Source organism: Microbacterium sp. IO18 (assembly GCF_049099505.1).
Lineage (GTDB): Bacteria > Actinomycetota > Actinomycetes > Actinomycetales > Microbacteriaceae > Microbacterium > Microbacterium aurugineum.
In genome coordinates this window covers 1,355,650-1,375,543 of the sequence record NZ_JBMJAF010000001.1, presented here as the reverse complement: position 1 = coordinate 1,375,543, position 19,894 = coordinate 1,355,650, and the positions used below count along the sequence as shown (strand labels likewise).

The following is a 19,894-nucleotide window of genomic DNA, read 5'->3' as shown; positions in this document are numbered from 1 at the left end:
CTTTGAGTGCTGTGTCTCCGCGGTGTCGGGTTCGACCGCGGGGATGGACGACGCACTTGAGCGTAATGCGCGATCGGCGAATCACCTACCGTCGGGGCCAACGGTCCGGTAACGACGGGGATCTGGGAATGTTCTCGGGCGTGTCTCGCTTAGAATCTTCATACGGGCCGCTGCCCCGCGAACGGCCGACGTCGACCACCCCCTCGCACTCGGACATGCGCGACACGCGCAGAAGGAGACTCCATGGAACAGCACGATCCCTTCGGCTTCGTCGGACTGACGTACGATGACGTGCTGCTCCTGCCCGGGCACACCGACGTGATCCCCAGCGAGGCGGACACCTCGTCGCGGATCACGCGACGCATCTCGGTCGCCACCCCGCTGCTGTCGAGCGCGATGGACACCGTGACGGAGTCGCGCATGGCGATCGCGATGGCGCGTGAGGGCGGCATCGGCATCCTCCACCGCAACCTCTCCATCGCGGATCAGGCCGCGCACGTCGACCGCGTCAAGCGCAGCGAGTCGGGCATGATCACCGATCCCATCACGACCACGCAGGACGCCACGGTCGAAGAGGTCGACAACCTGTGCGCGAAGTACCGCATCTCGGGTCTCCCCGTCGTGGACGACGAGGGCAAGCTCGTCGGCATCATCACCAACCGCGACATGCGCTTCGTCTCCGGCTTCGAGCGTCAGAGCACCTTCGTCAAAGACGTCATGACGCGGGAGAACCTCGTGACCGCTCCGGTCGGCGTCGCCGCCGGCGAGGTCATCGCCCTGTTCGCCAAGCACCGTGTCGAGAAGCTGCCGCTGATCGACGGCGACGGCAAGCTCGCAGGACTGATCACCATCAAGGACTTCGACAAGAGCGAGAAGTACCCGCTCGCGACCAAGGACGACCAGGGGCGACTCCGCGTCGGTGCGGCCATCGGCTTCTTCGGAGACGCATGGGAGCGCGCGGAGGCGCTGCGTGACGCGGGGGTCGACGTGCTGGTCGTCGATACCGCCAACGGACAGTCCCAGGGCGTGATCGACCTCGTCCGCCGCCTGAAGGCCGACGCATCGTTCGAGCACATCGACGTCATCGGCGGGAACGTGGCGACCCGGGAGGGCGCGCAGGCTCTGGTCGACGCCGGCGTCGACGCGGTGAAGGTCGGCGTCGGACCCGGATCCATCTGCACCACGCGCGTCGTCGCGGGCGTGGGCGTGCCCCAGGTCACGGCCGTCTACGAGGCGTCGCTCGCCGCTCGTCCCGCCGGTGTCCCGGTGATCGCCGACGGTGGTCTGCAGTACTCGGGCGACATCGCGAAGGCCCTCGTCGCCGGCGCCGATGCGGTGATGCTCGGTTCGCTCCTGGCCGGCACCGACGAGTCGCCCGGCGAGATCGTCTTCCAATCGGGCAAGCAGTTCAAGCAGTATCGCGGCATGGGCTCGCTGGGTGCGATGCAGACGCGCGGCAAGCAGACCTCGTACTCCAAGGACCGCTACTTCCAGGCCGACGTCCCGAGCGACGACAAGCTGATCCCGGAGGGCATCGAAGGGCAGGTCCCGTATCGCGGGCCGCTCGCCGCCGTGGCCTATCAGCTGGTCGGAGGCCTCCGGCAGTCGATGTTCTACGTCGGCGCGCGCACCATCGAAGAGCTCAAGACGCGGGGCAAGTTCGTCCGCATCACCTCGGCGGGGCTCAAGGAGTCGCACCCGCACGACGTGCAGATCGTGGTCGAAGCGCCGAACTACAAGAAGTAACCCCTGCAGACGAGGAGGGACCGGATACCGCGGTATCCGGTCCCTCCTCGTCGTGGTTTACCCGCGGTCGGCGCCCGCACCATCCCCTCCGGACGCGGCACGGTCGCACGGACTCTTCCGCCCACGCGGCCCCAGGCGTAGCGTGCGGGTATGTGCCGAAACATCGTCCCGCTCAACAACCTCGAGCCTGCCGCGACCGACGACGAGTGCCACGACGCAGCCCTGCAGTTCGTGCGCAAGATCGCCGGGACGACGGCACCGTCCCGTGCCAATCGAGCCGTGTTCGATCGCGCTGTCGCCGAGATCGCTCAGGCGACCCGGGTGCTCCTGGACGAGCTCGTCACGACGGCGCCCCCGAAGAACCGCGACGAGGAGGCGGCCAAGCGTCGGGCTCGGTCCGCAGAGCGCTACGAGGCGATCCGGGTGTATCAGCAGGAGAAGCGCGCGGCACGTGCGACCTCGTGAGAACGAAGTCGCGGGGAAGACGGCCGTGTATGCCAGAATCGACATACCCCGCTCGACTTTCCCGGCGGTTCCGGTGATGAAGGCACCGAGATCGCAGGCCGATCCCCATCGGTCAGGGAACCTCCCCAAGGAGAGCTGTATCCATGCCTGAGGATTCTCCTCGCGTTCTCGTCGTCGATGACGATCCGGACGTCGCCCTGCTCGTCAAGACCGTGCTCGAGCGGCGGGCGGGCTGCATCGTCGATGTCGCGGAAGACGGTCAGGTCGCCGTCGAGCGCGTCGGGGCGCAGCGCCCCGACGTCGTCGTGACCGACATCGAGATGCCGGGGCTGAGCGGCCTGGAGTTGCTGGCCGAGCTGCGTCGAACGGTTCCGACCGTGCCCGTGCTGGTGATGACGGCCCACGTCTCCGTCGAGTACGCGGTCTCCGCGCTGCGTGCGCAGGCGGACGAGTTCCTCACGAAACCGCTCGACAACGCCAAACTCGTCGAGTCCGTCACCCGGCTGATCGAGGAGGGGCGTCGGCGCCGGGAGGGGGCCCGCCAACCGGAACGGGTGCTCGCGATCGGCGCGCACCCCGATGACGTGGAGATCGGCGTCGGCGGACTTCTCGCGGCCCACGCCAGGGCGGGCGACGAGATCACGATCCTCACCCTCTCCCGCGGTGCCAGGGGCGGTGACGCCGACAGCCGACAGGACGAGTCGCTGGCCGCGGCCGAGTTGCTCGGCGCCCGGCTCTTCCTCAAGGACCTCGTCGACACCGAGATCCCCGGCGGCGGATCGACCGTGCGCCTCATCGAAGAGGTGGTGCAGGAGATCCGCCCCACCATCGTCTACACGCATTCGGGTCACGACAGACACCAGGATCACCGGGCCGTGAGTGAGGCCACGATCGTGGCCACCCGGCGCGTCGGCACGGTCGCCTGCTATCAGAGCCCGTCGTCGACGATCGACTTCCGCCCCACGCGGTTCGTGCGGATCGACCAGTACCTGGACGAGAAGCTCCGGCTCCTGGAGAGCTTCCACTCGCAGACCGCGAGCCGGGAGTACCTCGCACCCGAGTTCGTCACGGCGACCGCACGATACTGGTCGCGGTTCGGGGGTGGGACAGCCGTCGAACCCCTCGAGGTCGTGCGTGAGACGGCGGAGTTCATCGGTGCCCACGAACTCAGCCGACGGGAGAGCTGATGACGACGCGCGTACTGGTGACCGGCGCGGGAGGCCCGGCGGGCGTGGCCGTGATCCGCTCCCTCCTCCGCCGAGCCGATCTGACCGTGTTCGCCGCCGACATGGACGGGTGGGCGAGCGGCATCTATCTGGTGCCCCCGGCGCAGCGTCGTCTGGTGCCACCGGGGCGGGACGTGGACTTCGTGCCGGCCATCGCGCGGATGGTCGAAGCCGACGCCCTCGACCTCGTGATCTCCACGGTCGATGTCGAGCTCATCGCCCTCGCCGGACGACGGGACGAGCTGGCCCCCGCGGTCCTGGCCGCGCCCTCGGCGGACACGTTGAACACCGCGCTCGACAAGCTCGCCCTCGCCGAGCGATGCGCCCCGACCGGTCGCACGCCCCGCACGGTCCTCGCCGGCCCCGAGGCGGAGGCCGTCGACTGGGAGTTCCCGGTCTTCGCCAAGCCTCGCCAGGGTGCGGGAAGCCGTGGCGTCCGACTCGTGCCGGATCGTGCCGCCCTCGAGGCGCTGCCCACGGACGAAGACCTGATCGTGCAGGACTTCCTCCCGGGGGAGGAGTACTCGGTCGACGTCATCGCCGATGCTGCGGGTGCCGTGGTCGCCGCCGTGCCGCGCACCCGTGCCAGGGTCGACTCGGGGGTCGCGATCGCCGGACGCACCGTGCGTGACCCCGAACTCGAGGAGACCGCCGCATCGATCGCGCGGGCCATCGGACTCGTGGGCGTCGCGAACGTGCAGCTGCGTCGTGACCGCACCGGCCGTGCCGTGCTGCTCGAGGTCAACCCGCGCTTTCCGGGGGCTCTGCCGCTCACGATCGCGGCCGGGGTCGACATTCCATCGCTCGTCGCGGATCTGTTCCTGGGGCGTGAGCTGCCGGTGAGCATCCCGTTCCGAGAGGTCGCTTCGGTGCGCTTCCTGGAAGACGTGATCGTCGAGGTCGAGGACGTGCTGGTCTCCGACCACGCGGGGCACCAGGAGGAGCTGTGAGCCACCCCCTGCTTCGCGGCGATCACCACGTCCATTCGACCTTCTCCGACGACGCCATCTCGACGCTCTCCGAGAATGTCGAGGCCGCGGCGGCGGCGGGCCTGAGCACGGTGCGGCTGGTCGACCATGTGCGTGAGAGCACCACCTGGGTGCCCGAGTACCTCTCCGCCGTGCGCGCTCTCCGGGTGCCGGACGGACTCGTGGTGCTCACCGGTGTGGAAGCGAAGATCCTCGACAGCTCCGGGTCCCTCGACATCCCGGCTCTGCCGGACGGCATCGACCGGATCCTGATCGCCGACCATCAGTACCCCGGTGTCGACGGTCCGCTCGGCCCGCCCGTCGTGCGCGAGCGGATCGCCGCAGGGTGGGCGGTGGACGACGTGCTCGACCAGCTCGTGAACGCCCTGATCGCCGCGATGCGCCGGTACCCGGGAAACCAACTCGCCCACTGCTTCTCCCTCCTGCCCAAGATCGGGCTGTCCGAGCAGGATCTCGGGGCGGAGCGGACGCAGGCCTGGGCACGTGCCGCCGTCGAGACCGGGACACGGGTGGAGGTCAACGAGAAATGGGCGTGCCCCGGGCCTGAAGCGCTGTCGGCCCTGCGCCGGGCGGGTGGAGAGCTCGTCGCCTCCACGGACAGTCATGAAGCGGCGGATGTCGGCCGATACTCCCGCGTGATCCCGCTGCTCGACGCGATCGAGGCCTCCTCATGACGGATCTGACCTGGCTCCAGACGGTGCTCGTCGTCGTTCTCCTGCTCTGCGTGCTGGTCGGCACGCTGCCCGTCGTCAACACGGGGTTGCAGTTCCTCGTGCTGCCGCTGCACGCGTTCCGCAACCATTACGGCAAGGCGGCCCCGTATCACCCGAACGTCGCGGTCATCATCCCGGCGTGGAACGAGGGGCTCGTCATCGGCCCCGCCATCGAACGGCTGCTCCAGCTGGAGTACCCCGGCGAGCGACTGAGGATCTTCGTCGTCGACGATGCGTCCACGGACGACACACCCACCATCGTCGCCGCGAAGGCGGCAGCACATCCTGGACGCGTCGTGCACCTGCGGCGCGAGAAGGGCGGCGAAGGCAAGGCCCACACGCTCAACCACGGACTCGAGATCGCGCTCGCGGACGAGTGGACCGAAGCCGTGCTCATCATGGATGCGGACGTCATCTTCGCACGCGACTCCCTCCGCAAGCTCAGCCGGCATCTCGCCGACGACGAAGTCGGTGCCGCGACCGCCTACATCGCCGAGGGCAGTCGCGACCGCAACTACCTCACGCGCTTCATCGCGATCGAGTACGTGATCGGGCAGCTCTCCGCGCGCCGGGTGCAGAACGTCGGCGGCGCGATCGCGTGCCTCGCCGGCGGGGCGCAGCTGCATTCCCGCGCGAACCTCGAGGCGATCGGCGGACGCATCCCGACGGGGACCCTCGCAGAAGACACCATGACCACGTTCGAAGGTCAGCTCAAGGGGCGGCGCATGGTCTTCGAGCCGCACGCCGTCGTGCTGGCCGAAGAGCCGCGGACGATCGACAGCCTGTGGAAGCAGCGCCTGCGCTGGGCGCGGGGCAACGTGCAGCTGACATCGATCTACCGGAAGCTGTGGTTCCGTCCGAGCCCCACCCATCGCCTGGGGAGCTTCTCATTCGGTCTGGCCTGGTTCACTATCCTGCTGCTGCCGGCGTTCATGCTCCTCGCCGCGGCGGGAATGCTCGCGCTGCTGGTCCTGCACAGCGACATCGCCGAGTTCGTGTTCCGCTTCATGTGGATCTCGGCGGCCTGCATCTATCTCTTCTCGATACTCTTCTCCGTGCAGCTCGACCCGCGAACGGGAAGGCATTCCTGGCGTGAGGCGATCATGTTCCCCGGGCTCGGGGCGCTCCTCCTCATGGCCATCGCCCTCTTCCCGTGGCTGTTCCAGGCGCTTCTGCAGGCGCTCGGCCAGCGCGCCACCGAGCAGACGTTGTTCACCTGGGCGGTGATCTTCTATCTGTGGGGTCCGATCTCGATGCTGGGGATCTGGCTCGCTCGCGCGGTGGAACCGCTCCCTGCCGGCCGCTTCTTCGCCGGCCTGCTCCTGTACATCTGCGGCTACGGGTCCCTGCTCTGCGCCATCACGGTGGATTCGTACATCAAAGAATGGCGTCGCGCCGACGCCTCCTGGATCAAGACCGAGAAGATCGGACGTGTGGACTCATGACCGCAGCACCGTCACACGACACCGAAGCGGAGGAGATCGCCGAGGATGCGCGCCGCGAGCGGCGACTGATCCCGCAGGCGATCATCGCTCTCGTCGTCGTCGTCGCCGTCGTCATCGTGCGAGAGCTGTTCCTTCGATGACCGGGAGGCCGTTGGCCCTGGTCGTGGAAGACGCCCCCGATCAGGCGGCGCTGCTGCGCCGCTATCTCGATCGCGAGGGCTTCGACGTGTTCATCGCCCGCGACGCCGAGTCGGCGATCGCCGCCTTCGATGAGATCGATCCGGTCCTGGCGGTGCTCGACCTGCTTCTGCCCGGGATCTCGGGGCAGGAGTGCGCGCGTCTGGTACAGGACCGGTTCCCTCGCTGCTTCCTCGTGATCAGCTCGGTGCTCGACGCGGCCGACTACCCGCCGGCGGATGCCGCCCTGCCGAAGCCCATCACCGGGGCCGACCTGCACGCCATCGTGGGGCGGGTCGAGCGATGAGGGCCACGCCGCTCGACCGGGCCGAGAACCGGTGGTATCGGATCTTCGACGACCCGAGCCCGTTGCTCAAGCAGGCACCGACGGTCATCGCAGCCGTCCTCGCGGGGCTGCTCACCTGGTGGGTGCCGGACCTGCCGGTCACTCATGCCGCGTCGGCGGTCGGCGGTATCGCTCTGGTTCTCGGGGCCACCGTCCTCGCCGCGGTGCTCACCGCACGGGGGATCCACGATGGGTGGGCCGTCCTGCTCATCCCGATCCTCGACATCGTCGGTCTCGGCCTCTTTCGCACCGGCACGGGAGGCCCCGGTGCTCTCTTCTCCGCTCTCATCCTCCTTCCCGTGGTCTGGTTGGCGGCGGCACCCGGCATCCGCTGGGTCTTCGTGGTCGCAGGCCTCACCTGCGTCGCGCTGCTCATGCCGTATCTGACCGATCCACCCCACACCTCGACCGAGTGGCTCCGTGGTGTCGTGGCCCCTCTGGTCTTCGCCGCGGTGGCGGCGGTCATCAACCAGCTCTCCCGACAGCAGCGTCTGCGCATCGAGCAGGCGGAGGAACTGGTGGCCGAGCGCACCAAGGCGCTGTCGGAGAACGTCGCGATGATCGTGCAGCTGCGCGACAAGGAGCGCCAGTACCGCGAGCTCCTGGATACGTTCGAGAGCGTCTGGTCGTCGATCACCGCGCAGGCCGTGATCGTCACGACGCGCGCGGGTGTCGTCACGGCCTGGAACCCCGGGGCCGAGCGCCTGCTGGGGCTCTCGGCCGGGGAGGCGCTGAAAGATGTGCGCGTCGATCGCTTCTTCTCCACCGCCGTCCTGTCGATGCTGGCGGCGGAGCACGCCGACCGCCTGCCGCCGTCCGATGACCGCCGCTCGGGGGAGAACGAGCTCTCGCCGGGGATCCAGGCCTTGTTCGCGCAGGCCGATGCAGGACTCACGGTCGACGGTGACATCGAGGTGACGACCGCGGGCGGCACGACCGTTCCCGCCCGCGTGACCGTGAGCCCCCACAAGGACGGCGCCGGTGCGCAGCAGGGCTACCTGTTCGTGCTCACCGACGAGACCAGGGCGGTCGAGGTCGCCCGGATGAAGGACGAGTTCGTCGGGATGATCTCGCACGAGCTGCGCACCCCGCTCAGCGCGATCATCGGATTCCTCGATCTGCTCCAGAACGATCCCGGTCAGCCGCTCACCGGCGACCAGCAGGAGTTCGTGTCCATCATCGAGCGCAATGCGCAGCGCCTGCTCAACCTCGTCGGCGACCTCCTCTTCACCGCACAGGTGGAATCCGGGCGGTTCCCGCTCGATCGCGAGGAGGCCGATGTCGCCGAGCTCGTCCGTTCGGCGGTGGTGTCGGCGGGCCCGCACGCGCAACGAGAGGGTATCGAGATCGACGCCGAGGTCGGCCCTGACCCGGTCCGCCTCGTGGTCGACTCCGGAAGGATCGGCCAGGCGCTCGACAACCTCCTCTCCAACGCCATCAAGTTCACGCCGAGCGGTGGTCGGGTCACGGCGCGGGTGCGCCTGGTGGACGGGGGAGTGGAACTCTCGGTGAGGGACACCGGGGTCGGGATCCCCGAGAACGAGCAGGGGATGCTGTTCACGCGCTTCTTCCGCGCGTCGACCGCGACACGCAACGCCGTACCGGGGGTGGGGCTCGGACTCACGATCACGCGAGCGATCGTCCTGGCGCACGGCGGCACCATGGACGTCACGAGTCAGGAGGGCGTCGGCACCGAGTTCCGGTTCGTCCTCCCCGTCGCCCCTCGCACTGAAGCGCTCACGGGCCTGGGTCACGTCGACTGACGCGGCCGGCCGCGGTTCGTGCCCGGCCGCTCGCGCTGATAGCCTGGTCGGCTCGGCACATGCGGGGCGGAAGGACGGCCACGCACCGTGGGCTACATCGATGTCTCCAGCGTCTCACTGACGCTCCCCGACGGCAGACCGCTTCTCGACGAGGTGACGTTCCGTGTCGGCTCCGGGTCGACGAGCGCGCTCATCGGCCCCAACGGCGCGGGCAAGACGACGTTGCTGCGCATCATCCGCGGCGATCAGTCCGCCGATGACGGGGTCGTGACGATCGAGGGCGGCCTGGGCGTCATGGACCAGTTCGTCGGTCACGGCGAGGCCGGGGAGACGGTCCACCACCTGCTCGTGCGCGTCGCGCCCGCGCGCATCCGTACCGCGGCCGAGACGCTCGAAGCTGCGGAGAACGCGCTGATCGAGCGCGACGAGCACGACACGCAGATGGCGTATGCGTCGGCGATCGCCGAATACGCCGATGCCGGTGGATACGAGCACGAGACCGTCTGGGATCAGTGCACGGTCGCGGCGCTCGGGGTGCCGTTCGAGCGGGCGCGGTTCCGCGAGCTCACGACGCTGTCCGGGGGCGAGCAGAAGCGGCTCGCACTCGAAGCGCTGCTGCGCGGACCCGACGAGGTGCTGCTGCTCGATGAGCCGGACAACTACCTCGACGTCCCGACGAAGCGCTGGCTCGAGGAGCAGCTGCGGGCGACGCCGAAGACCGTGCTGCTCGTGTCGCACGACCGGGAACTCCTGGCGCGCGCGATCGATCGGCTGATCACGCTCGAGCCCGGTGGCGCGGGTGCCACGGCCTGGGTCCACGGCGGTGGATTCGGTACCTATCCGCAGGCGCGGGCGGACCGGATGGAGCGGCTCGACGAACTGCGTCGTCGCTGGGATGAGCAGCACGAGAAGCTGCGCACCCTCGTCGCGAACCTCAAGGTGAAGGCGTCGGCGAACGACGGCTTCGCGTCTCGGTACCAGGCGGCGCAGACGCGGTTGCGGAAGTTCGAAGAGGCGGGTCCGCCCGAGGAGCGCCCGCCCGCGCAGGATTTCGACATGCGCCTGCGGGGAGCGCGCACGGGCAAGCGCGCCGTGGTGGTGCAGCGCCTGGAGCTGACCGGGCTGATGCGGCCGTTCGACACGGAGATCTGGTACGGCGATCGCGTCGCCGTGCTCGGCTCGAACGGATCCGGCAAGTCCCACTTCCTGCGCTTGCTCGCGCGTGGTGGCAGCGACCCCGACACCACGCTCGGTCACGTCACCTCGTCGGGGGAGCAGCTGAGTGTGGTCGAGCACACCGGCGCAGCGACGCTCGGAGCGCGGGTCGTGCCCGGTCTGTTCGCGCAGACGCACGCGCATCCGGAGTTCGTCGGACGCACGCTCCTCGACATCCTGCACCGGGGTGACGATCGTCGCACCGGGATGCCACGCGATGCCGCGAGCTCGGCGCTCGACCGCTATGGGCTCGTGCGTCAGGCCCTGCAGACCTTCGACTCGCTGTCCGGTGGACAGCAGGCACGTTTCCAAGTCTTGTTGCTCGAGCTCTCCGGGGCGACGCTGCTGCTCCTGGACGAGCCGACCGACAACCTCGACCTGGAATCGGCCGAGGCACTGGAACAGGCACTCGCGCGATTCGAGGGCACGGTGCTGGCCGTGACACACGATCGATGGTTTGCGCGATCGTTCGACCGGTTCCTGGTGTTCGGCTCGGGCGGGGACGTGTACGAGTCCGACGAACCGGTCTGGGATGAGCGCCGCGTGGCCCGCGCCCGCTGACGATACGGAGGCCGGAGGGGCGGGTACGGACACCGGGACTCGTCGGTACGGCAGATCATGCTGTCAGTGCTCGCCCGGACGCCGGCGAGGTTAGCGTCATCCGATGACTGTGCAGACCATCCAGAGCATCCATCCGCCCGACCGCGCCGACGCCACGCAGGCCAGACGCCACGACGACAACCCGGGTCCGCGCGTGGGGATCACCTTCTCCACGTTCGACCTGCTGCATGCGGGCCACATCATGATGCTGGCCGAAGCCAAGCGGCAGTGCGACTACCTCATCGTCGGCCTCCAGATGGATCCGACCTTGGATCGTCCGGAGAAGAACGCGCCGACGCAGACGGTGGTCGAGCGCTACATCCAGTTGCGTGGCTGCCAGTACGTCGACGAGATCGTGCCCTACTCGACGGAGCAGGACGTGGAGGACATCCTCCGCTCGTTCACGCTCGACGTGCGCATCGTCGGCGACGAGTACCGGGAGAGCGCGTTCACGGGGCGTGACTACTGCGAGGAGAGTGGGATCGATCTGTACTTCAACGGCAGGGACCACCGGTTCTCGAGCTCGGGACTGCGCAGGATCGTCGCTGCGAAAGAGGCCGGGCGCGTGGCCCGGGCCTGACCCTGTCGTCTCGGTCGTGGGCGAACATCAGCAGCCGGGCGGCGTGCGTCCGCCCGAGCCGACCCCCGCTCCCGGGTAGGCTGGACGGGTGACCATGGAGATCGAGCTCGGCCGAGGAAAGCGCGCACGTCGCGCGTACACGTTCGACGACATCGCGGTGGTGCCATCGCGGCGCACGCGCAACCCGGAGGACGTGTCGACCGCATGGACGATCGACGCCTTCGGCTTCGACATCCCGGTGCTGGGAGCGCCGATGGACTCGGTCGTGAGCCCGCAGACGGCGATCATGCTCGGACAGCTCGGCGGCCTCGGCGTCCTCGACCTCGAGGGTCTGTGGACGCGTTACGAAGACCCGGAGCCGCTGCTGGCGGAGATCGCCGGACTCGACGAGGGCGAGGCCACCGTCCGGATGCAGCAGCTGTACTCGGAGCCGATCAAGCCCGAGCTCATCACCCGCCGACTCGCCGAGATCCGCGAGTCCGGCGTCACGGTCGCCGGTTCGCTGACGCCGCAGCGCACCCAGGAGTACTACGACACGGTCGCCGCAGCGGGCGTCGACCTGTTCGTGATCCGCGGCACCACCGTGTCTGCCGAGCACGTCTCGAGCGTCGCGGAGCCCCTCAACCTCAAGAAGTTCATCTACGACCTCGACGTCCCCGTCATCGTCGGTGGCGCGGCGACCTACACCGCGGCCCTCCACCTCATGCGCACGGGCGCAGCAGGTGTGCTCGTCGGTTTCGGCGGCGGGGCGGCATCCACGACGCGTGCCACTCTCGGCATCCACGCGCCGATGGCGACCGCGGTCTCCGACGTCGCCGCGGCTCGCCGCGACTACCTCGACGAGTCCGGGGGCCGCTACGTCCACGTGATCGCCGATGGGGGCGTCGGCACCTCCGGCGACATCGTCAAGGCGCTCGCCATGGGGGCGGACGCCGTCATGCTCGGTGTCGCGCTCGCTCGGGCCACCGATGCGCCCGGCCGCGGCTTCCACTGGGGTCCCGAAGCCCACCACTCGAAGCTGCCGCGAGGCCGTCGTGTCGAGGTCGGGGGAATCGGCACGCTCGAGGAGATCCTCTACGGCCCGGCCCCGGTCGCCGACGGCACCGCGAACCTCATCGGCGCGCTGCGCAAGTCGATGGCGACCACCGGATACTCCGACCTCAAGGAGTTCCAGCGGGTCGAGGTCGTGCTCGCGCCGTACGAGGCCTGAGGCACAGCGCTCGACCGTGACGACTCCTGCTCTGTTTCCCCCGACCCTCCGCGAGGTCATGCTCCGGGGGCGCTGGATCGGGGTGCTGCTGCTGTGCCTCCTCGTCGCCGGGGTGTTCGCCTGGCTCGGTCAGTGGCAGTTGGAACGCGCGATCGACACCGATCCGCCTCCCGCCGGCCAGACCGAGCAGGTGCAGCAGCTCACCGATGTCGTCGAGCCGGGTGAATACCTCCCCGAGCCGCTCGTGGGCCAGCGCGTCGAGACCTCGGGGCGCTGGATCCCCGAGGACTTCATCGTCGTGTCGAGCCGTTTCAACGACGATGTCCCGGGGTACTGGGTGACCGGACAGCTGCGGGTCGCAGAGCGCACGTCGATCGCCGTCGCGATCGGGTGGACCCCCGATCGGGAGACCGCGGATGCGGCCGTGCGAGAGCTCGAAGCCGACGCGGACGGGTCGGAGGTCGAGGTGACCGGTCGGGTGATCTCGGACGAAGGACCCCGTGTCCCCCCGCACTCCGCTCCCGAGCAGTTGGACCGGATGTCGCCCGCCGCCCTGCTCAGCCGATGGCACGACATCGAGCAGCTTCACGTGTACCGCCCCTACCTCGCCTCGACCACGGCGTCCGCGGGGCTGGTCGACATCTCGTCGCCCGCACCCGAGGAGATGTCGCCGGTCAACTGGCTGAACGTCTTCTACGCGGTCGAGTGGGCCATCTTCGCGGGCTTCGCCTTCTACCTCTGGTACCGCCTGGCGAAAGATGCCTGGGAGCGCGAGGTCGAGGAGTTCGAAGACGCTCTCGGTCGGGAAACCACCTGATCATCGCGCGCATCCGCGCGCTCGACGGTGCGCAATTGTGTGCTCCCGTGCGGCGATAGCGACCTTCGTCAGGGGTCCCTCGGGCCATCCGGTGAGCGCTCGGTGACGAATCGGGAAACTCCGTTGAGGATGTCCTGACCGCTCCGTATGCTCGCACCATGTGAGCGCGCTGGGAGTTTTCCCTGTGTGCCGTGACAGTCCTGAGAAGTGTCGAACCCGACCGAGGAGACAGCACCGATGATGTCCGCCCCAGACGAGAGGAACCGCATGGTTCCGGTCTCGCACCGTAGAAGTCGGGGGCGCATCGGCGCTCTCGCCGTGACCTGCGTCGCCGCGCTGAGCTTCGGCTCGCTGGCCGCCGTTCCCGCCGCAGCCGACACCACGGGCACGGGGGTGGTGATCAACGAGGCGTATCTCTCCGGCGGCAGCGCGGGGGCGGCCTTCAAGAACAAGTTCGTCGAGCTCTACAACCCGACGTCCGCCGCGATCACCCTCGATGGCATGTCGCTGCAGTACCGGTCCGCCACCGGCACAGGCGCCTTCAACGGTGTGGCCGCCCTCACCGGGGAGATCCCCGCCGGCGGCTACTACCTGGTGCAGGGCAACAGCAACGGCGCGAACGGTGCCGAGCTCCCCACGCCCGATGCCGTCACCACCCTCACTCCGAGCGGTACCAACGGCACACTCGCTCTCGTCGAGGGCACCGCCGCCGTCACTCTCACGCCGGGTTCGACGGTGGGTGTGGACGGTGTGGTCGACCTGCTCGGCTACGGCTCGTCGAACACCTTCGAGACGAAGGCGGCCACGGCGCCGTCGGGGAACACCGACGTCAAGTCGTTGAACCGCACGGTCGCTGTCGACACCGACGACAACAGCGCGGACTTCACGCTCTCTGCGACGATCACCCCGCAGGGCTCCGGCGGCACCGACCCCGGAACAGACCCGGGTGAGGATCCGATCGCGGCGACGATCGCCGAGGTCCAGGGCACGACCGATGTCTCCCCGCTGAACGGCCAGACGGTCGAGGTCGAGGGCGTCGTCACGGCGGACTACCGCACGGGCGGCTACAAGGGCATCGTCATCCAGACCCAGGGCTCCGGCGGAGCGACGGATGCCACGCCGGGCGCCTCGGACGGGGTGTTCGTCTTCCTGAACGCGCTGTCCCCGACACTCGAGATCGGCGACCTCGTCTCGGTGACCGGTGCGGTGAGCGAGTACTTCGGGCAGACCCAGATCACCCCGGCCGCGGCCGGTGACGTCGCGGTGCTGACCGCGGGAGTCGGCGTCCCCGCCGTCACACCGCTGCCGGACTCGGTGCGCGGTGCCGATCGGGAGCAGTACGAGAACATGTACGTGGCACCGGAGGGAAGCTACCGCCTAGCCTCCAGCCACCAGCTGTACAACTACGGAACGCTCTGGCTGAACGCCGGTGAAGACCTCGCGGTGAAGAGCACGGAGACCACGCGCCCCGGCGACGAGGCCACCGCGATCGCCGCGGCCAACCGCGCTAACCGCATCCTCCTGGATGACGGCTGGTCGATCCAGGTCACGAACAGCGGCCACCCCGGCGAGCAGCCGTACTTCACGAAGGACACCGTCGTCCGCAACGGCGACGTCGTGGACTTCAGCGACAACGGCTACGTGCTGCAGTGGGGATTCGACGACTGGCGTCTGCAGCCGGTCGTGCCGATCGACGATTCCTCGTCGGCCGACCTCAAGGTCGGATTCGAGGCGACGAACCCGCGGACCGCGTCGGCTCCGGAGGTCGGCGGTGACGTCCAGGTGGCCTCGTTCAACGTCTACAACTACTTCACGACGCTGAAGAGCGAGAACTCGAACGCCCGGGGTGCGGCGAACGCCGCGCAGTTCGCGATCCAGAAGTCGAAGATCGTCGCGGCGATCAACGACCTGGACGCCGAGATCGTCTCCCTCATGGAGATCGAGAACTCCGTGAAGCTGGGCAAGCCGATCGACTCGGCACTCGAGGATCTGGTCGCCGGCCTCAACGACGACGCGGGCGCCGAGGTGTGGGACTACGTGCCCACGCCCGACGCGCTGAACGACGCGGCCACCACCGACTACATCACGAACGCCATCATCTACAAGAAGGATGCCGTCACGACGGTGGGCGACAGTGCCACCGTCACGGATGAGAGCGTGTGGGGCAACGCCCGCGAGCCCATCGCCCAGGCGTTCGACGTCGACGGCCGTGTGGTCACGGTCGTGGCCAACCACCTGAAGTCGAAGTCGCCGCCCCAGGGCGCGGGCGCTGAGCCGGCCGACGGGCAGGGCTTCTTCAACGCCGACCGCGTCGCGCAGGCGAACGCGATCCTCGCCTTCACGGAAGACCTGGAGGAGACGACGGGCAGCGGCGACATGCTGCTGATCGGCGACTTCAACGCCTACAGCGAGGAGGACCCGATCGACGTGTTCACCTCGAAGGGGTGGAGCGACCTGGTCGCCGATACGGCATCGGGGCAGTACACGTACACGTTCGACGGTGAGCTCGGTTCCCTCGACCACGTGATCGCGTCGCCGTCGCTGGCCTCGTCGATCACGGGCGCCGGAGTCTGGGGCATCAACTCTCCGGAGTGGAGCGACCGCGGCTACGCGTTCGGCGCCACCGAGGAGGGCACCCCGTACCGCTCCAGCGACCACGACCCCATCATCGTCGGCGTCTCCGCGGAGATCCCGCCGGTGAGCATCGACGTCGTCACGGTCAACGACTTCCACGGAAGGATCGAAGCCGACGGCGCCGCCGCGGGAGCCGCGGTGCTGGCAGGGGCTGTGAAGCAGTTCCGTGAGGCGAACCCGAACACGATCTTCGCCGGTGCCGGCGACCTGATCGGCGCCTCGACGTTCACCTCGTTCATCAACGACGACAACCCGACGATCGACGCCCTCAACGCGGCCGGTCTCGACGTCAGCGCAGCGGGTAACCACGAGTTCGACCAGGGCTGGGAGGACCTGCGCGATCGGGTGCAGGACCGCGCGGACTGGGAGTACATCGCCTCGAACGTGTTCGTCACCGAGACCGGTGAGCCGGCGCTCGCCCCCGCCTGGGTCAAGGAGCTCGACGGTGTGAAGGTCGGCTTCATCGGAGCCGTCACGGAGGACCTCGACTCGCTCGTCTCGCCGGAGGGCATCGCGGACCTCGAAGTCCGGAGCATCGCCGATTCCGTGAACGCGGTGGCCGACGACCTGCGCGACGGCGACGAGTCCAACGGTGAGGCGGATGTCATCATCCTGCTCGTGCATGAGGGCGCTTCCAGCGTCGAGCTGTCGAGCATCACCCCGGATTCGCCGCTCGGCGAGATCGTGTACGGGGTCGATGAAGACGTCGACGCCATCGTGTCGGCCCACACCCACCTCGCCTACAACCACGTGATCGACGGCCGCCCGGTCGTCTCCGCGGGGCAGTACGGCGAGAACCTGGGTCTGATGAACATCCAGGTCGACGCCACCACGAAGGACCTGATCTCGATCACCAACGAGATCAAGCCCCTCACCGAGGCCGGCAGGCCGCTCTATCCGGCAGTGCCGGAGGTGCAGACGATCGTCGACAAGGCGAAGGCCGAGGCCGATGTCCTCGGAGCGATCAAGGTCGGCGACATCACGGCGGACTTCAACCGCGCGCGTCAGACCAACGGCTCGGAGAACCGCGGTGGAGAGTCCACCATCGGCAACTTCGTCGCCGACGTGCAGCAGTCGTCCACCGGCGCCGACCTGGCTCTCATGAACCCGGGCGGCATCCGCGCGAACCTCACGTACGCGTCCTCCGGAGCATCCGATCCCGACGGCAACGTCACCTACCGAGAAGCGGCGACGGTCCAGCCGTTCGCCAACACGCTCGTGACGCTCACGCTCACGGGTGCGCAGCTGAAGAGCGTGCTCGAGGAGCAGTGGCAGCCGGCGGGTTCGGCACGTCCGTTCCTGAAGCTCGGGGTCTCGAAGGGGCTGGTCTACACGTACGACCCCGCAGCGGCACAGGGTTCGCGGATCACCTCGATGACGCTCGACGGCACGCCGGTGGATCCTGCGGCGGACTACACGGTCGCGGCCAACTCGTTCCTCGCTGCGGGAGGAGACAACTTCTCCACCTTCAAGGAGGGCACGGGCAAGCGCGACACCGGCAAGATCGACCTGCAGTCGATGGTCGACTGGTTCGACGCGAACAAGACCGCCAGCCCCGATTACGCCCAGCGCGCGGTCGGTGTGTCGGTCAGCCCGGCGGACGCCGACGGGTACAGCGCCGGTGACCAGGTCACGGTGTCGCTCTCGTCGCTGGCGTTCAGCGCGGGCGAGCCGGCTCCGGGAGAGGTGTCGCTCTCGCTGGGAGACACCGTCCTGGCGACGGGTGCGGTGGATCCGACGATCGTCGACACCACGGATGAGGGCGGTCGTGCCGCTCTGACCTTCACGGTTCCGTCGGGTGTCTTCGGCGAACAGGTCCTTTCCGTCGCGGTCGCCGGGACGGGGACCACCGCGCAGGTGCCGTTCACGATCGCCGGCGAGGAGGAGTTCGCGGGCACGATCGCCCTGGGCTCGTCCAAGGTGTCGGCGGGCAAGAACCTCAAGGTCGCCGGCCAGGGGTACGAGCCCGGTGAGACGGTCACGATCGAGCTGCGTCCGAAGAAGGGCAAGCCGGTCGAGGTCGGCACGGTCCAGGTGTCCGCGGACGGCACCTTCAGCACGCAGGTGACGGTGCCGAAGAGCGCTCCCTCGGGCAAGTACACCGTCGCGGCGGCTCAGGCCGATGGCGACGAGGCGACCGCCACGGTCAAGGTCAACCGCGCCGGCGGCATCATCGGTGCGATCCTCGACTGGCTCTGGGAACTCCTCACCAGGTGGTTCTGATCCGTTAGTCGGATGACACGCACGAAGGCCGTCGGGAGTGCTCCCGGCGGCCTTCGTCGCGCCATTGCCTGGAGTGTTCAGACCGCAGGTCCGAAAAGTGCGTTCACGCACACAATGTGGAGTGTTACTTTTACGACACAGACAAGATAGTGTGTTCAAACACACAGCTCGGAGGTGTCATGAGGAGTCAACCATTTCATTCGGCGCGGCAGCTGGGGGCCGTCATGCGGGCCGCGCGTCTGCGTCGCGGCTGGAGCCAGACAGAGCTCGCTGAACGGGCGGCCGTTGACAGGCCCTGGTTGGTGAAGTTGGAGACCGGGCGCCTCGACAACCCGACACTTCGTCGAGTTCTGCAAGTCGTGGAGTCTCTCGAACTGCAACTGAGCGTTCAGGAGCCCGTGGAAGGCAGCTCCGCGTTCGACCTGGGTGCGCTGTGGGATGAGGGGGAGCGCGGACGATGACCGTCGCACCCTCCTCTGCTCGCGTCGAGCTGGTCGCCTATGTCGACGGCCAACGCACGGGCGTTTTCTCTCAGAATGCGCACGGCGGGATCACCTTCACCTACGACGACGATCTGTCGCCCGTGGCGACGCCCCTCTCGATCTCGATGCCGCTCGTGGCCGGAGCGGAGTATGGCAACCGGGTCGCGCGACCGTTCTTGCAAGGCCTTTTGAGCGACAACCCCGCCACGCTGGAAGCCATTGCTGCGGCGCACCATACGAGTCCCCGGAACCCGATGGGGCTTCTCCGACATGTCGGACGCGATACAGCCGGTGCGCTCCAGCTGCTGCCACCGGGCGAAGCCTCCGACGATGCTGCGGCGCGCACGGGTGACGTGCATTTCGTCGACGACCTCGGCGAACTCGTTGCGTCCGTGGTCGACTCCGATGGCGATCGGTCGGAACGGTATGACGAGTTCCGGTGGAGCCTGGCCGGTGCCCAGCCGAAGCTTGCGCTGTACCGTTCAGACGACGGGCGATGGGGTGTTCCGCGCGATTCGACGCCGACCACTCACATCCTCAAGCCTGCAGCGCCTGGTGGCCGCCACGATGTCAACGAGTTCCTGACCATGAGGGCCGGGCGTGTTCTGGGGCTGCGGGTCGCCGACCACGGGCTCATGATCACGGACCGCGGTGACTTCGTCTTCGTGGCGAAGCGCTACGACCGCGTCCACGTCGGTGACCGGCTCCACCGGCTTCACCAGGAGGATTTTGCGCAGGCGCTCAGTGTCGACCCCGCCTTCAAGTACCAATCCGACGGCGGCCCCGGGCTCGAGAAGTTCGCTCAGGTGCTGCGGGCGTTCGCGCCGTCCGAGGGGAGGCGCGCGTCGCACGAACTCTTCGAAGCGCTCGTCTTCACCTGCGCTGCCGCGAACACCGACGCGCATGCCAAGAACTACTCGGTCATCCACGCCGGGGCGCAGATGCGGTTGGCGCCCCTCTACGACCTCGGGAGCAATGCGCTCTACAGAGGCGATCAGCCGATGCCTTCAGCGGTGTCCATCGGTGGGGAGCGCGTGATGGGACGCATCGGGATGACGCACTGGCTGAAAGCGGCCAAGACGCTCGGCGTCGATGCGCAAACGGCGCGGGATGCCGTCGAACGCATCCGAGGCGGAGTCGCCGCGGCCTTCTCGGCCGCGCGCGACGACCTCCTTGCGGACGACGACGGTCTGGCGTACGCCGATCGACTGGTCGAGGCGGTCGGGGAGCGCGCTCAGCGACACGGGTGGTGAGTGCGGGTGC

The 19,894-nt window shown here is 68.4% G+C and carries 16 protein-coding genes; all 16 read left to right on the top strand.

All coding sequences use genetic code 11. From position 1 onward, the window contains the following. Positions 1-243 precede the first annotated feature (243 nt). Positions 244-1,746, top strand: a complete 1,503-nt coding sequence (guaB, locus tag ACLF6J_RS06570; protein ID WP_047524169.1) for an IMP dehydrogenase — start codon at positions 244-246, stop codon at positions 1,744-1,746. A gap of 150 nt (positions 1,747-1,896) precedes the next feature. Further along, positions 1,897-2,211, top strand: coding sequence for a DUF2277 domain-containing protein (locus ACLF6J_RS06565; RefSeq protein WP_134353150.1), 315 nt, complete (start codon positions 1,897-1,899; stop codon positions 2,209-2,211). 143 nt (positions 2,212-2,354) lie between these two features. After that, positions 2,355-3,398, top strand: coding sequence for a response regulator (locus tag ACLF6J_RS06560; RefSeq protein ID WP_131492552.1), 1,044 nt, complete (start codon positions 2,355-2,357; stop codon positions 3,396-3,398). After that, the gene (locus ACLF6J_RS06555; RefSeq protein WP_134353151.1) at positions 3,398-4,387 is read left to right on the top strand and encodes an ATP-grasp domain-containing protein; all 990 of its coding nucleotides are present in this window, start codon (positions 3,398-3,400) and stop codon (positions 4,385-4,387) included. Before ACLF6J_RS06560 ends, ACLF6J_RS06555 begins: the two co-directional genes overlap by 1 nt. Then, positions 4,384-5,100 carry a PHP domain-containing protein gene (locus ACLF6J_RS06550; protein WP_134353152.1) on the top strand — a complete coding sequence of 239 codons (717 nt, stop codon included), beginning with the start codon at positions 4,384-4,386 and terminating at the stop codon, positions 5,098-5,100. The genes ACLF6J_RS06555 and ACLF6J_RS06550 overlap by 4 nt, the downstream gene beginning before the upstream one ends. After that, on the top strand, positions 5,097-6,584 hold the full coding sequence (locus ACLF6J_RS06545; protein ID WP_134353153.1) for a glycosyltransferase family 2 protein: 1,488 nt from the start codon (positions 5,097-5,099) through the stop codon (positions 6,582-6,584). Before ACLF6J_RS06550 ends, ACLF6J_RS06545 begins: the two co-directional genes overlap by 4 nt. Continuing rightward, positions 6,581-6,724, top strand: coding sequence for a hypothetical protein (locus ACLF6J_RS06540; RefSeq protein ID WP_165875444.1), 144 nt, complete (start codon positions 6,581-6,583; stop codon positions 6,722-6,724). The genes ACLF6J_RS06545 and ACLF6J_RS06540 overlap by 4 nt, the downstream gene beginning before the upstream one ends. Further along, the gene (locus ACLF6J_RS06535; protein ID WP_047524175.1) at positions 6,721-7,068 is read left to right on the top strand and encodes a response regulator; all 348 of its coding nucleotides are present in this window, start codon (positions 6,721-6,723) and stop codon (positions 7,066-7,068) included. The genes ACLF6J_RS06540 and ACLF6J_RS06535 overlap by 4 nt, the downstream gene beginning before the upstream one ends. Further along, a complete protein-coding gene (locus ACLF6J_RS06530) occupies positions 7,065-8,870 on the top strand; it encodes a sensor histidine kinase (protein ID WP_134353154.1) in 1,806 nt (601 codons plus the stop codon). Before ACLF6J_RS06535 ends, ACLF6J_RS06530 begins: the two co-directional genes overlap by 4 nt. A gap of 87 nt (positions 8,871-8,957) precedes the next feature. Beyond that, entirely contained in the window at positions 8,958-10,646 is a 1,689-nt protein-coding gene (locus tag ACLF6J_RS06525) for an ABC-F family ATP-binding cassette domain-containing protein (RefSeq protein ID WP_047524177.1), read from the top strand. 103 nt (positions 10,647-10,749) lie between these two features. Beyond that, positions 10,750-11,265, top strand: a complete 516-nt coding sequence (locus tag ACLF6J_RS06520) for an adenylyltransferase/cytidyltransferase family protein (protein WP_134353155.1) — start codon at positions 10,750-10,752, stop codon at positions 11,263-11,265. Positions 11,266-11,359: 94 nt separating this feature from the next. Continuing rightward, positions 11,360-12,475: a GuaB3 family IMP dehydrogenase-related protein gene (locus tag ACLF6J_RS06515; RefSeq protein ID WP_047524178.1), complete on the top strand. Its 1,116-nt coding sequence runs from the start codon at positions 11,360-11,362 to the stop codon at positions 12,473-12,475. A 58-nt stretch (positions 12,476-12,533) separates the two neighbouring features. After that, on the top strand, positions 12,534-13,292 hold the full coding sequence (locus ACLF6J_RS06510) for an SURF1 family protein (protein WP_131492589.1): 759 nt from the start codon (positions 12,534-12,536) through the stop codon (positions 13,290-13,292). Between the two features lie 267 nt (positions 13,293-13,559). Beyond that, complete coding sequence (locus tag ACLF6J_RS06505; RefSeq protein WP_244093608.1) at positions 13,560-18,149, top strand: ExeM/NucH family extracellular endonuclease; 4,590 nt, start codon at positions 13,560-13,562, stop codon at positions 18,147-18,149. Between the two features lie 179 nt (positions 18,150-18,328). Then, positions 18,329-18,610: a helix-turn-helix domain-containing protein gene (locus ACLF6J_RS06500; RefSeq protein ID WP_134353157.1), complete on the top strand. Its 282-nt coding sequence runs from the start codon at positions 18,329-18,331 to the stop codon at positions 18,608-18,610. Next, positions 18,607-19,884, top strand: a complete 1,278-nt coding sequence (locus tag ACLF6J_RS06495; protein WP_134353158.1) for a HipA domain-containing protein — start codon at positions 18,607-18,609, stop codon at positions 19,882-19,884. Before ACLF6J_RS06500 ends, ACLF6J_RS06495 begins: the two co-directional genes overlap by 4 nt. Positions 19,885-19,894: the final 10 nt, after the last annotated feature.

Coding starts and splice junctions, on each gene's coding strand:
- ACLF6J_RS06545 (WP_134353153.1), top strand. CDS start 5,097: ATGACGGATCTGACCTGGCTCCAGACGGTGCTCGTCGTCGTTCTCCTG.
- ACLF6J_RS06555 (WP_134353151.1), top strand. CDS start 3,398: ATGACGACGCGCGTACTGGTGACCGGCGCGGGAGGCCCGGCGGGCGTG.
- ACLF6J_RS06565 (WP_134353150.1), top strand. CDS start 1,897: ATGTGCCGAAACATCGTCCCGCTCAACAACCTCGAGCCTGCCGCGACC.
- guaB (WP_047524169.1), top strand. CDS start 244: ATGGAACAGCACGATCCCTTCGGCTTCGTCGGACTGACGTACGATGAC.
- ACLF6J_RS06560 (WP_131492552.1), top strand. CDS start 2,355: ATGCCTGAGGATTCTCCTCGCGTTCTCGTCGTCGATGACGATCCGGAC.
- ACLF6J_RS06520 (WP_134353155.1), top strand. CDS start 10,750: ATGACTGTGCAGACCATCCAGAGCATCCATCCGCCCGACCGCGCCGAC.
- ACLF6J_RS06500 (WP_134353157.1), top strand. CDS start 18,329: ATGAGGAGTCAACCATTTCATTCGGCGCGGCAGCTGGGGGCCGTCATG.
- ACLF6J_RS06530 (WP_134353154.1), top strand. CDS start 7,065: ATGAGGGCCACGCCGCTCGACCGGGCCGAGAACCGGTGGTATCGGATC.
- ACLF6J_RS06515 (WP_047524178.1), top strand. CDS start 11,360: ATGGAGATCGAGCTCGGCCGAGGAAAGCGCGCACGTCGCGCGTACACG.
- ACLF6J_RS06510 (WP_131492589.1), top strand. CDS start 12,534: ATGCTCCGGGGGCGCTGGATCGGGGTGCTGCTGCTGTGCCTCCTCGTC.
- ACLF6J_RS06540 (WP_165875444.1), top strand. CDS start 6,581: ATGACCGCAGCACCGTCACACGACACCGAAGCGGAGGAGATCGCCGAG.
- ACLF6J_RS06495 (WP_134353158.1), top strand. CDS start 18,607: ATGACCGTCGCACCCTCCTCTGCTCGCGTCGAGCTGGTCGCCTATGTC.
- ACLF6J_RS06535 (WP_047524175.1), top strand. CDS start 6,721: ATGACCGGGAGGCCGTTGGCCCTGGTCGTGGAAGACGCCCCCGATCAG.
- ACLF6J_RS06505 (WP_244093608.1), top strand. CDS start 13,560: ATGGTTCCGGTCTCGCACCGTAGAAGTCGGGGGCGCATCGGCGCTCTC.